The organism is Paenibacillus sp. Lou8.1, from assembly GCF_024213565.1.
Classification (GTDB): Bacteria; Bacillota; Bacilli; order Paenibacillales; family Paenibacillaceae; genus Paenibacillus; species Paenibacillus polymyxa_B.
Genome location: NZ_JANAVN010000012.1, coordinates 103,644 through 116,792 on the forward strand (window position 1 = coordinate 103,644; position 13,149 = coordinate 116,792).

A 13,149-nucleotide genomic window follows, 5' to 3' on the forward strand; every position below is an offset into this window, starting at 1 on the left:
TATGCTCGGCGAATGAACACTTCTGCCAGGCATAGTCTTTTGATTAATCCTTATAAGGGTCAAATTCATTGGCCCCAGCCATGCATACCCCAATAGGCTTCAGTTCATGCATAACTTCCACGGTCTCGGAATGAGCATCCAGTACCTCGCGCAGTTTACGGTAGACGAACGGGCTTTCATCTGTACCGGCTCCGCGCAGCTGGACACCATAGTTCCGAACGGCCTCCTTCATCTGTACGTCCGTGATTTGTCCACCACTCCGTGTACGGGTTTTCCAATTCATTTTACCGGCTGCCTGGGTACGACTCATAATACGACCTGCGCCATGGACTGTACTATAGTAGGAATCCCGATTTTCTACCGTATCTCTTCCACGCACAATTACCGAAATATCGCCCATGCTTCCTCCAATAAAGCCCATCTGGCCAGGTGCCGAGGGAGTGGCGCCTTTACGGACCACAATGGTGTCACGCCCATCATGCTGTTCTTTCCATGCGTAATTATGGTGATTATGCACAGTAAAGTCCGCTTCGGTTCCCATAATACCAAGCACTTGTTCTATCACATAGTCACGTCCCGCATACGCATAGCGTCCGGCAAGACGCATCGCACGATAGTACATGTCCCCCAGCTCACTGTTCATATCCAGCAGCACAGGCGGCTGATCCATATGCTCTCCCGGCGCCTTTCCGAGAAACTCTCGTCCAGCGGCCAAGTTTAGAAACCCACTTGCTGTTTTGTGGCCAAAGCCCCGACTGCCGAAATGATTGGCAATCCAGACCCGCCCTGTCGCTTCCTCCACGAATATATCAACAAAATGATTGCCACTCCCTACTGTACCCAGCTGTTCTCTCGCTAAGGACTTCAGTTTGTCATGTTCTTGTTTCCCTATCGCTGCATATACCGCCCAGTCCGGGTCATCGAACAGCTCATGGTCTACCTGAATCGCATTCACACGGCCTACGCCAAACGAAATATGACGTGAAATCTCATCCATCACGGCTGAAATACGCGGCATAATATCCGCTGCAAACAGCTTCGTTCTTACAGCCTTATTCCCGCAACCGATATCATACCCGACACCTGAAGGTGAAATTTGTCCGTCATACACCATCACACCGCCAATCGGCTGACTGTAGCCTTTATGATGATCTGCCATCAGCAGCGCCTGAATCACATTCCCGTTTTCGGCACATGTACGGGCTTGAGATAATGCCCCTGGATCAGGTGCTCCCCATACTCGTACTCCATTGATTTCTTGATAAGCCATCGTCGTTTCATCCTCCTGTAAGTCACTCCATGTTTAAACTTGTAAAGTCGTTAATTGCATTATGTACGTTTTACCAGCTTCCGAACAGGGCGCAAGTATTACAAGTACAATAGTAGATATCCCCTAAGAAAATGAAAAAGGATATCCATGCAGCCAACCAGACTGTAGGATATCCTTTTATAATCATTTAGAAACTATGAAATCAATTATACCAATCTTTTTTGATGATTCCGAATTGATCCACAATAAAAGGTTTGGCATCATTTTTGTTTTGATCAATTTCATACGTTACGGCTGTAAGTTTGTTTCCGTCTATGGTGATGCCAACAAAATTCTGTACCTGTCCTCGTGTAGGTCTACGATTGTCACTCGGATCTGGGCCATATACTGCCGCATGATTCTCTTCAGCTAGTTCAAAGAGATTATAGTACTTATCTCCAAGTTTTTCGCTTGGGTTCTTGTAGTAAACTTTGGGGCCAGCGGTTGCTGGGATGACATAGATACTTCCGTCTGGATTCACACTATATTCAATCGTCTTTTCATTTAATGTATCTTTTACTTTTGTTGGCGTTGTTGCTTTACCCTCTTGATTGATTGGTTTCGTACGTGCATAAATATGATCGTGCCCTTGCACAACAAAGTCGATATCCAGCTCAGCCATTAAAGGTGCAATCTGGTTACGAACTCCGTTACTATCTATGATGTCAGAGTCTGTTGCATGATTAGAGGTGGTATAGGGACCTTTATGAATGTTAACAATGATCCACTTTGCACCTGCCCTTTTGGCTGCCGCAGCATCTTTCTTTAACCATTCAACTTGATCTTCAGAAAAATTGGCATATTTCTCTGTGTCCTCATTGGAGTTCAGTACGATAAAGTGAGCATTGCTGTAATCAAAGGAGTAGTACGCTCCTGTTTTAGTAGCAGAACCAGCTGGTCCATTAATATTAAAGTGATCATAAAAAGCGTAGTTCTCATCCTCGTGATTACCTGCTGAAGGAACAATGGTTGTATTCAAAAGACTTTTTTGTGAATGTCCCAACAACCAGTCCCACTGCTCTTCTTTGGTACCGGTGTCTACGATATCTCCGTTGTGGACTACAAACTGAGCATTACCTACAGTTTGAAGTGCTTTTTCGAGCGTCTGTGAAGACAATATGGCTTCATCTTCGCTTTTTGCTTGTGTATCAGCTAGATCAATGAAGGTAAATTCACCGCTCTTAGGAGCCGTTTGAAACGTACCTGTTTCGCTCCATATCCCGCGTGCTGCATCACCTACACGATAATAATAAGTTGTGTTCGCTTGAAGACCTGTAGCTACGGCTTTATGGACAAGCTCTTCTGCAGAATTGGTCGATGGAGAGGAAGTACCTTCAAATGCGATAGCACTCTTAAAATCAGCTTCTGAATCCGTTTTCTTTATTACTTGAACAGTGCTGTTCGTGAGCAGTTTTGAAGTATACCAGGTAAACCCTTTGGAGCCTTTTGTGTCTCCATAAAATGTAGCTGTAACTTTGCTAATACCATCTGTGTTCCCTGGTGATTCAGCATAGACAGGCGAAGCAGACGGACCAGTAATCAAACCTAGCATAAGAGCAATAGACATAGATGTTGCTGACCATTTTTGAAACTTCTTAAACATATGTACACTCCTCTTTGCGGTTAAATATGTAAAAGTTATAATTATGATCATAACAATCAATTGTTAATACGTTGTTTTTGGAAATATAGTACTTTGTAAAAATGAGGTTATGAGTGACCTAGCGATTGAGGAGCAAGGATAGCAGCTTATAAGAAAATGAAAAAGGATATCCATGCAGCCAACCAGACTGTAGGATATCCTCTTCAACTATAACACTCATATTAGACGGCTCTGCTATGCCCTGTGTGGATTTGGCTTACTGTGCCACTGAATGCGTACGCTTAAAATCTTCTTTCACCGCAACCAGCAGTGTTTCATTCACCAGCAGCTCCAAGCCTGACAAGGCTAACGCTTTGGCTCCAGTCACTAAGGCTTCCTCACCCTTCTCAGAGCCAGCCGCTTCCCTGAATTCCACCGTATGAGCGATGAGATCATCTGGACCGATCTTAATGTAAGCATGTGCAGTCGGGATAACATGGCTTACATTTCCCGCATCCGTCGAACCCAGTCCGGCACGAGGGCCACGATCCAGCTGTTCTCCTAGCGCCTCCAGTTCACGACCTACTACCTCGTCCAGCGTATCGTTCAGAATGAAATCACGCACTTCATTTTGAAAACGTTCGATTTTCACAGTGGCTCCTGTTGCCAAAGCAGCAGCATCTGCGATATGGCGAACTTTCGTGGAAACCTCCTCTGTGCGCTGCCAAGTACTTGCCCGAATGAAAAAGCGTGCCGACGCATAGTCCGGAATGATATTGGGCGCGTCTCCTCCATGCGTAATGATGCCATGAATACGCACATCGGTCGGCAGTTGCTGACGCAAAGCATTGATACCACTGAACAACTGTAGCACCGCATCGAGCGCATTGATTCCCTGCTCTGGTGATCCTGCGGCATGAGCCGCTTTGCCGTAAAAATGAAAATCTAGCGGATCAACTGCCAGACTTGGTGAGGTCAGCCGGGTCACACCGGATGGATGAACCATCAGTGCAGCATCAATCCCTTCGAACAGCCCGTGCTTCACGAAGCTGCCTTTTGCACTACCATTAGGACCGCCTTCTTCCGCTGGTGTACCGAACACATACACCTCACCTCCCGTTTCGTCGATCACCTGCGCCAAGGCGATGGCTGCTGCCGTGCTTGCGGTTCCGATAATATTGTGGCCACAAGCATGGCCCAGACCGGGCAATGCATCATATTCAGCCAAGTATCCGATTTTCGGACCTGGTCTAGCAGAAGCCTTACGTGCAACAAATCCGGTTTCGTGTCCCGCTACATTACGAGTTACCTCAAACCCCGCTTGCTCCAAAATACCCGTCAGTGCCTGGGAAGCTTGAAATTCTTGATTGCCGATTTCGGGATTAGCATGAATAAACCTGCTCGTTTCCGTGTAAAGCTGACGAGACTCCTCAATTTTCTCAATAATCCGCTGTCTATGTGTATCGACCGTATTCGTTGTACTCATCGCAATCTCTCCTCGTTTCGAAAATAGATTAGTATGCTTCCAACCCTACTTCTGTTCAACATTCTTATTTCTTTTGCGCTTTAACATCTGCTACCAGCTTATCCAATGTGGCCTGTAGCTCTTCGGCAGACTGGTCTACCACGACGTTAGCTCCTTTGGAATCCTGTTTTACCGCCTCGGCTACATCAGCATCATGATACAAATCCACGATCGTTTTGTAAGTCGCATTATCCTTATCCTCCGCACGGGCAGCAAACACGTTCACATATGGCTTCGCTTCTTCGCTGCTTGCATCATCCTTGTAGATGGCTCCGTCCAGCTTGAGCCCAGCATCCGTAGCAACACCGCTGTTCACAGCTGAGGCGGCTACATCAGACAAGACGCGCGGCGTCTGCTGGGCAACAACTGGGACAATCTCCAGCTTTTTAGGATTACCTTCTATTTCATCCGTGGTTGGATACAGGCCCGCATCCTGCTTCAACTTAATCAGCCCTGCAGACTGGAGCAGTTTTAAAGCCCGTCCCTGATTGGAGGGATCATCCGGTATAGCAATTTTTGAGCCGTCAGGAATATCCGATACGTTTTTGAATTTTTCAGAGTACAGTGCCATCGGAGCGATAATCGTTGCACCAATAGGGACGATATTCACATCATTTTCTACATTAAACTGACTGAGAAAGGCCAAATGTTGAAAGGAATTCAAATCTACCTCTTTATTGGCGAGCGCCTTATTGGGTAATGTATAATCCGAGAAACTGATCAGCTCAATTTCAATGTTTTTGGCCTCTGCTTTCTTCTTGAGCACATCCCAATACGTGTCCTCAGATCCTGAAACCCCGATTTTAACATGTACTTTTTCATTTGCATTTGAGCCCGAACCGTTAGCCGAGCAAGCAGATAGAACCGCTACACTAAGAATAGCTAGTAAACCCAAGCGAAATATTTTTTTCATTTTCATTTCCCCTTTAATCGTTATGTATAATACGCTGTTTCCATTAGCGCCGTAGAAATTTACGAGACAAGTAGTTCCCCGCATATTGGGCGACCTGTACAAAAATAATCAGCAAAACAATCGTGACAATCATGACCGAGGTATCGAATCGTTGATAACCATAGGTCATTGCCAGATTCCCAAGGCCTCCTCCGCCCACCGTACCAGCCATGGCAGAGAAATCAATCAAGGCCACGGTAATAAACGTCAACCCAAGAATCAAAGGTCCCAGCGCTTCCCGAATCAACACACCCGTGATGATCTGAAATGGAGTCGCACCCAGTGCCTTGGCAGCTTCTATCATGCCCGGATCTATGGAGACCAGATTATTTTCCACAATTCTCGCTACAGCAAAGGCCGCTACAATAGTCATTGGGAAAATAGCCGCCGAGGTTCCAATCGTGGTTCCCATGATTAAACGCGTAAACGGGCTAATCGCCACTAAAAAAATGATAAACGGAATCGGGCGAATGATATTAATCAGCAAATTCAGAAACATAAACACAAATTTGTTTTCAAACAAGCTCCCTTTACGTGTCACATACAGTACTAAACCAATCATAAGCCCCAGAATACTGGCAAAAATCAGCGTGACAACAACCATCAAAAGCGTTTCCCCTGTAGCCTCCACTACCTTGAGCCAAAATGTATCCCAATTAACTCTCATGATCGACGACCTCCCTGACTTCCACCGTCGTTCGTAGTTCCTCCACGACCTTGTTAACTTCATCGTCTGCACCGATTAACTCGACAATTAAACTTCCGAACAGCGCTCCCTGTAGCTCATTAATACTTCCATATACAATGTTGTAATCCAGATTATGCTTCCGTGTCGCTCTAGAAAGCACCGGTTCACTGGTCGCCCCACCCCGAAAAACAAGTCTGTACAATCGGCCGGCATGATGCTCCCGAATCTTGTTCAGCAGTTTGGGTGAAAGCTGATCATTCAGTACAGAGCGAATAAAATTTTTCGTCGTCTTCGTCTGTGGATTGGCAAATACATCGAACACACTGCCCTGCTCAATCACCCTACCATTCTCCATCACCGCCACACGGTCACAAATACTGCGAATCACATTCATTTCATGGGTAATGAGCAAGATCGTAATCTGGTACTCTTCATTTACTTTTTTCAGCAGCCTCAATATATCTTCTGTCGTTTCCGGGTCGAGGGCCGAGGTCGCTTCATCACAGATGAGAATATCGGGCGAATTCGCCAGTGCTCTGGCAATGCCGACCCGTTGCTTTTGCCCGCCAGATAACTGCTCAGGATAGGAATCCGCTTTGTCCTCCAATCCAACAAATTGCAGCAGCTCCTTAACACGAGCATCTATCTGTGTCTTGGGCAGTTTAGCCAGTTTTAGAGGATAAGCCAGATTCCCATATACAGTACGAGAGTTAAACAAATTAAAGGTTTGGAATACCATCCCGATCCGTCTTCTTAAATTCCTTAGTTCCTTAGGACGTATCTGAGTAACATCCTGATCATTAACGACAATTCGTCCCTCTGAGGGGCGTTCCAGTAAATTGACAAGCCGCAGCAGCGTACTTTTACCTGCACCGCTAAAACCAATCACGCCGAAAATTTCTCCTTTTTCAACCGATAACGAAACCTTTTCGAGAGCATTTACCTTACGATTGGGTAAGGTAAATATTTTGCTAACTTGTTCAAACTTTATCAAACTGCTTCCTCCTTACGTCTACAATGTATGTATTCCTCCATCCCATTTTAGTAATCCGGTGGATTTAATCGGATTTATACCCTAAAAAAAACTCCCTAATCTTCGTTTGACCGAAAGTGGGATTATTTAACTGTATATTGCATTGTTAACACCTTAAGACAAGAAGGAGAATCTGTCAATAAAAAATGAATATAGCCTTCTGACTCCTGTCATCACAATTGCTTACACTTTTAGGGCTACAAAGCCAAATAAGGCTAACCGTATATTTGCAAAGTTTGCAAACCGGCAGCCCTTTGTGCATTGCAATCTCGATCATTCCACAGACTAATGTGCAGAAGTATTTTTTAAGTCTGCTTCATAACGAAGGCCGAATTGTTGTCTTGCCTCCTCCATCACTTCAGCGACTGTAAGTGAACACTCCAAGGAGTTAATGGAACTGTTGCGTTCACCACTCTTGATCAAATCAATAAATTCCTGAATTTCATAATACATTGGCTCACGCGTCTGAGCTTTGGTCAGATCCTCAATCGTGCCGTCCCGATAATGAATTTTCACCTCATAGGGCTGGCTGATTTTGTCGATCACCATCGTTCCATTCTCACCCTGAATTTCAGCAGGCAGATAGGAATCTGTAATTTTGGAATACATGACGATAGCATCCATATCAGGATACTTCATCACGATACTGCCCTCGCCATCGACACCAGAGGATAAAAGTACACCAACCGCCCGAACCTCCTCAGGTTTTCCGAACAAAGTCACCATAGGATACAAACAATATACTCCAAGGTCCATCAAGGAACCATTGGAAAAGGCCGGATTAAATGCATTCAATACCTTACCTTGCTTAAAAGCATCAAAGCGTGAGGAGTATTGACAATAGCTTGCAAAATAACGCCGAACCCGCCCTATTTTATACATATGATCCTTTATTATTTTAAAGTTAGGCATCAGTGTGGATTTCACGGCCTCCATCAGCAGAACATCGTTGTTGCGCGCGGCTTCGATCATGATCTTCACCTCTGCTGCATTAGACGCAAAGGGTTTCTCACACAACACGTGCTTTCCGTGATTCATACATAAGATCGCCTGCTCCGCATGTAAGGAATTGGGGCTGGCAATATATACGGCATCGACCTGATCACTTGCGGCCATTTGCGCCAGGTCTGTAAAAACCTCCGGCTGGCTGTTATATTTGTCAGCAAAAGCTTTGCCCTTATCCTCTGTGCGTGAGTATACCGCCGTCAGGGAAAATTCGTCCGTCTCCATCGCAGCTTGAATAAACCTCTCTGTTATCCAGTTGGTTCCAACAATACCAAAACGCATCACAGTATCCCATCCTTCCCGTGAGTCATTACAATTCATATGTACCTATTCTCGCATTCCAGCCTAAACTTGTCCACTATACCGTTATTCATATCTCATGCCTCAACATGTTCATTCGACAAAAAAAGACTGTAGCCTATCAGCATAATTTATACTGATTGTACCACAGTCCCTGTCATTTATTTGGGGTTATATCTCTATTTTTTTGATATCACTTTTCCTACTTCTTCCAAAATGGCATCCATGGAAGCTGGGTCGTGTACATCATACTCATCAATGTTCAGACGCAGTACAGGACAGGCATCAAATTCGTTGATCCAATTGGAATATCTGCGATGCATTTGCTCCCAATAGGATCGCTCGGTCTGGATCTCCATCTCGCGACCACGCTCCTCAATCCGACTCAGTATGGAAGGCAAGCTGCCTTCCAAATAGATCAACACATCAGGGTGTGGGAAAAACGGTGTCATCACCATCGCCTCAAACAGGCTAGTATACGTTTCATAATCGGTAGGGTTCATCGTTCCCTGATCGGCATGCATTTTCGCAAAAATGCCTGTGTCCTCATAAATAGAACGATCCTGTACAAAACCTCCACCAGACAAGAAAATATTCTTTTGTTCCTTGAAGCGTTCCGCGAGAAAATAAATTTGCAAATGAAAGCTCCATCTTTCGAAATCGTGGTAAAATTTCTCCAGATAGGGATTATGATCAACCTGCTCCAAAGAGGTTTTAAAACCAAGACGTCCGGCCAAAGCACCAGTCAGCGTAGATTTGCCTACACCCACTGTGCCCGCTACCGTAATCAGGGCATTCGCAGGAATGTTGTAATTATTCACTATATAAGCTCCTTTACATCGGAAACAATTTGTTTAAATTGTGCCTGATTTTCTACAAAATCAATTTCATTCCCGTTCACGGTCAATATACGAGGGGAAGGGGACTGTTCAGCGAGAAACTGCATGCCTTTATCATAATCTATGATCAATTGCTCCAGATAGGCGGGGTCCATCTCCTGTTCAAAAGAGCGTGCACGCTTGCGAATTCTCCCCAGCAAGGTATCCAAATCTGCTCTAATATAAATGATAATGTCCGGCTTAGGCATATCATCGGTGAGCAAATGATAGATTTGACGATATTTTTCGAGCTTCACACCCTTAAGCGTACGTTCGGCAAAAATTAAATTCTTGTAGATATGGTAATCAGAAATAACGGGCTGAGCTTTCTCGATATATCGCAGACCGGTATCCTCCAGCTGCTTGTACCGATTGCAGAGAAAGAACATTTCCAGCTGAAAACTCCACTCATCTATATTTTGATAAAATTTATCGAGAAATGGGTTCTCCTCGACAATCTCTTTGATCATCGGCAAATGTAGCTCGGTTGAAAGCATCGAAGCTAACGTCGTTTTACCTGCTCCGATCGGCCCTTCAACGGCTATAAATGGGGCTTGTTTCATGGGGTTCTGCTCCTCCTTGTACTCCAGTCCATCCTGTGGACAACTATCCTATTGTATCACAAGGTAGTACGCTAAAGGCATACCAAATCTATGGATAAAACAAAAAAACAGAGCGCTACATTTTGCTTCATAGCGTCCCTGTTTCTCATTTAAACCAACCTTTTTCGTTAAAACGTGTAATTGCCTCAATCCGGTTACTGACACCCAGCTTATCGAGAATGACTGAAATATAATTGCGCACCGTCCCTGTCGTTAAATACAGTTCACCAGCAATCTCTTTTGTGTTCTTTCCGTCAGCGATGAGCGCCAAAACGGTTTTTTCACGCTCTGTTAGCGGGTTGACTTCGGCATAAGCATCATCGACCAGTTCCGGGGCATAGATACGCCGACCTGCCATAATGCTTCGAATGGAGGAAGCCAGCTCTTCACTAGGACTGTCCTTGAGCAGATAACCGTGTGTCCCCGCCTTGATCGCTCGTTCAAAATACCCGGGACGGGCAAACGTAGTTAAAATCAGCACCTTACAGTTCAAGCCTTTGAGTTCCTCAGCCGCATCCAACCCGCTCTTGATCGGCATTTCGATGTCCATAATGCATATATCGGGCTGATGCAGCTTCACCAGTTCTATAGCTTCTTCCCCGTTGCTTGCTTTTCCGACTACTTTCATGTCCTCTTCCAAGTCCAGCAGGGAGGCTAGAGCACCCAGCAGCATACGCTGGTCCTCCGCGATGACAATTCGAATCATGGCCCCACCTCCTCATTCGGCTTTTCAGTGATATTGGGCACTTTAATGACCAAGGTCGTTCCCTGATCTGAACGCAGCTCCATACATCCGTTCACGAATTCGAGCCTTTCTTTCATACCTTTCAGGCCGTTTCCACGAAAGGTTCCATTTTCTCTCGTAATACCGACTCCATTATCCTGAATCCGAAGGGTTAATTCCTTACGAGACGGCTCAATGGTGATGGAACAAGCGGTGGCTCCACTGTGCTTAACCACATTTGTCACTGCTTCCTTCATACACATACTAAGGACATTTTCATTCATTAATGATGTATGCTCCAGCTTCGGGTCGCCCTCTAGAGTCAATTCAATGTGAGCAGCCTTTAAAATCTGCCGAATACGTAGCAGTTCATCCTCTAGTCGCATACCGCGCATTTGAGTAACCATTTCCCGCACCTCTTTTAGTGCGCTTCTCGCCGTGAGACGAACATCGTTAATTTCAGCATGAGCCCGCTCCGGGTACTGATCCATCAGTTTGCCCGCCAAATCGCTCTTCAGCCCAATGAGTGACAGCTTCTGACCTAAGGTATCGTGCAGATCACGCGCAATTCTTTGCCGTTCCTCCAGCTTAATCAATTCCGATATTTTCTTATTGGCATCCTCCAATTGGACTTGGAGCCGATCGCTTTTGTTGCGATTAAAATTCGTAATCGGAAGGAGAATCACACCGATCAGATTGAGCAGGATAAAAGGAATCTGTTTAATAAAAACGGGATTCTGAGAAACAAAACCGTAATTGATCAATCCAATCGTAATAACCATTAAAATAATATACAGCGTCGTAAATGCAGCCTTACTTTTAATATTACCGATCAGATAGGCGATAAATATGGAAAAATACATATAGCTAAACAGCAGTGTCATGGTAATCGATATGGCAATTTGTACACTGGTCCAAAAGTATATGAGCCAGCCTTTCGAGACAAAAGCCAATACATAACATGCAAAAAACACCAAAATAATAGCAGTACCCAGAATAATATGACTTGTAGATGAAGAGCTAAAGTAGTAAAAGGGCAGGATATAAAAGACGACCCACACATAAGGGCTAAGTCCAGTATTTCTTTGAAAAATCTGATACCATTTTTGCATCCTGCCACCCTCTTCTACTTCACTTGACTTATATCTCTTATCATATCATACCAAGTTTTGTACAACGTTATTTTCTTTCTGTGCTTACAACAGGTGTAGGGATGGGTTTCGTAACTCCAACACGTTTGCTGAGGAGCGGTTTCACTTGTTTAAAGGTCAAAAAGGTTTTCGTATTTTCATCCCAAAGGCGGAACTTCAATGATTGCAGACTGCTACTTACTGTGATCGTGGTCGCTTTTTGAAGTAACGGTGTCGCTTCATGCGCTTTTTCCAAATTATAATTTGGCACTTTGGGGCTCAAATGATGAACGTGATGAAATCCGATATTCCCCGTAATCCATTGCAATACTTTAGGAAGCTTGTAGTAAGAACTGCCTTCTACGGCTGCATTAATATAACTCCACTCTTCATCATGCTCAAAATACGAATCCTCAAATTGATGTTGTACATAGAACAACCAGATGCCCAACATACCGGATACAAAAAAGATAGGTGCCTGTACGAGAAGGAAGGCCTGCCATCCAATAGCCCAGCACAACAGTGCATACAATGCAACGATGGATATATTCGTCACATGAGTGTTCATTTTTTCCTTGCGTTTGGCTGTCTTGATATTAAAGCGATAGGAAATCAAAAAAGTATAGATCGGACCTAGCCCGAACATAACCCAAGGATTTCGATATATGCGATAGGCCAGCCGTGTCCAAGTGGAAGCCTCTGTGTACTCTTCTACCGTAAGCACCCACATGTCACCTGTGCCTCTTTTATCCAGATTACTGCTGGTTGCATGGTGGATCGCGTGACTATTTTTCCATTGATGATAAGGACAGAGCGTAATAATACCTGTAATCGTTCCCACAATGTCGTTCAGCTTGCGGCTTTTGAAGAAGGATTGATGACCACAATCATGAAAAATAATAAACGTCCGTACCACAAACCCCGATGCAACAATGGCAATGGGAAGCGTCAGCCAGTACGAAACCGACAGGCTAAGATAAGCAGCATACCACAATAGGATCAGTGGACCCAAAGTATTGATGAGTTGCAGAACGCTGGATTTCGTGTTTATTTTCTCGTAGGGAGCCATATTTTTTTTCAATTGGGCTAATGGGAGTTGTGTCATACTCATTATGATCCTCCTTTAAAATGACGCCTATACCTTGATCCTGTTAGGCGTACATGTTGATCTAATCTCAGTATAAGGTGAAGACTGTAGACGCTGTAGTCATAAACGTCAGCTCGGGTATATGACATTTGTCATATAGACAAGTAACATAACCCGTTTTCCAAATGTTCGCGGGTTTCTTTTCTGAGGATTATTTGTTAAAATATAAGACATAATAACGCTGTATGTGACTGGCGAAGTCAGTGGAATGAACCACGAGGGAGCATACAAAAAAAGCGTACCGTTCGCCTGGGAGAAGTATTTGCAGAGGATT

The 13,149-nt window shown here is 44.6% G+C and carries 12 protein-coding genes and 1 riboswitch; all 12 genes read right to left on the reverse strand.

Annotation, left to right across the window (positions count from 1 at the left end; translation table 11 throughout):
* Positions 1-43 precede the first annotated feature (43 nt).
* Positions 44-1,270, reverse strand: coding sequence for an RtcB family protein (locus NLX78_RS17780; RefSeq protein ID WP_254351150.1), 1,227 nt, complete (start codon positions 1,268-1,270; stop codon positions 44-46).
* Between the two features lie 202 nt (positions 1,271-1,472).
* Positions 1,473-2,912, reverse strand: a complete 1,440-nt coding sequence (locus tag NLX78_RS17785; protein ID WP_254351151.1) for a purple acid phosphatase family protein — start codon at positions 2,910-2,912, stop codon at positions 1,473-1,475.
* Positions 2,913-3,168: 256 nt separating this feature from the next.
* Positions 3,169-4,377 carry a M20 family metallopeptidase gene (locus tag NLX78_RS17790; protein WP_254351152.1) on the reverse strand — a complete coding sequence of 403 codons (1,209 nt, stop codon included), beginning with the start codon at positions 4,375-4,377 and terminating at the stop codon, positions 3,169-3,171.
* A 64-nt stretch (positions 4,378-4,441) separates the two neighbouring features.
* Positions 4,442-5,329, reverse strand: coding sequence for a MetQ/NlpA family ABC transporter substrate-binding protein (locus tag NLX78_RS17795; protein WP_023987134.1), 888 nt, complete (start codon positions 5,327-5,329; stop codon positions 4,442-4,444).
* A gap of 43 nt (positions 5,330-5,372) precedes the next feature.
* On the reverse strand, positions 5,373-6,035 hold the full coding sequence (locus NLX78_RS17800; RefSeq protein ID WP_069291173.1) for a methionine ABC transporter permease: 663 nt from the start codon (positions 6,033-6,035) through the stop codon (positions 5,373-5,375).
* Entirely contained in the window at positions 6,025-7,050 is a 1,026-nt protein-coding gene (locus NLX78_RS17805) for a methionine ABC transporter ATP-binding protein (RefSeq protein ID WP_254351153.1), read from the reverse strand. The genes NLX78_RS17800 and NLX78_RS17805 overlap by 11 nt, the downstream gene beginning before the upstream one ends.
* A gap of 324 nt (positions 7,051-7,374) precedes the next feature.
* Complete coding sequence (locus NLX78_RS17810; RefSeq protein WP_302057424.1) at positions 7,375-8,376, reverse strand: Gfo/Idh/MocA family protein; 1,002 nt, start codon at positions 8,374-8,376, stop codon at positions 7,375-7,377.
* Positions 8,377-8,573: 197 nt separating this feature from the next.
* Positions 8,574-9,215: a deoxynucleoside kinase gene (locus NLX78_RS17815; RefSeq protein WP_013308920.1), complete on the reverse strand. Its 642-nt coding sequence runs from the start codon at positions 9,213-9,215 to the stop codon at positions 8,574-8,576.
* Positions 9,215-9,835, reverse strand: coding sequence for a deoxynucleoside kinase (locus NLX78_RS17820; protein WP_254351154.1), 621 nt, complete (start codon positions 9,833-9,835; stop codon positions 9,215-9,217). The genes NLX78_RS17815 and NLX78_RS17820 overlap by 1 nt, the downstream gene beginning before the upstream one ends.
* A gap of 145 nt (positions 9,836-9,980) precedes the next feature.
* Positions 9,981-10,580, reverse strand: a complete 600-nt coding sequence (locus NLX78_RS17825) for a response regulator transcription factor (RefSeq protein WP_017426246.1) — start codon at positions 10,578-10,580, stop codon at positions 9,981-9,983.
* Positions 10,577-11,710: a sensor histidine kinase gene (locus NLX78_RS17830; RefSeq protein ID WP_069291170.1), complete on the reverse strand. Its 1,134-nt coding sequence runs from the start codon at positions 11,708-11,710 to the stop codon at positions 10,577-10,579. The genes NLX78_RS17825 and NLX78_RS17830 overlap by 4 nt, the downstream gene beginning before the upstream one ends.
* Before the next feature lie 67 nt (positions 11,711-11,777).
* The gene (gene desA / locus NLX78_RS17835; protein WP_302057425.1) at positions 11,778-12,839 is read right to left on the reverse strand and encodes a Delta(5) desaturase DesA; all 1,062 of its coding nucleotides are present in this window, start codon (positions 12,837-12,839) and stop codon (positions 11,778-11,780) included.
* A 213-nt stretch (positions 12,840-13,052) separates the two neighbouring features.
* A riboswitch (ZMP/ZTP riboswitch) is annotated at positions 13,053-13,137 on the forward strand.
* The last annotated feature ends 12 nt before the right edge of the window (positions 13,138-13,149 follow it).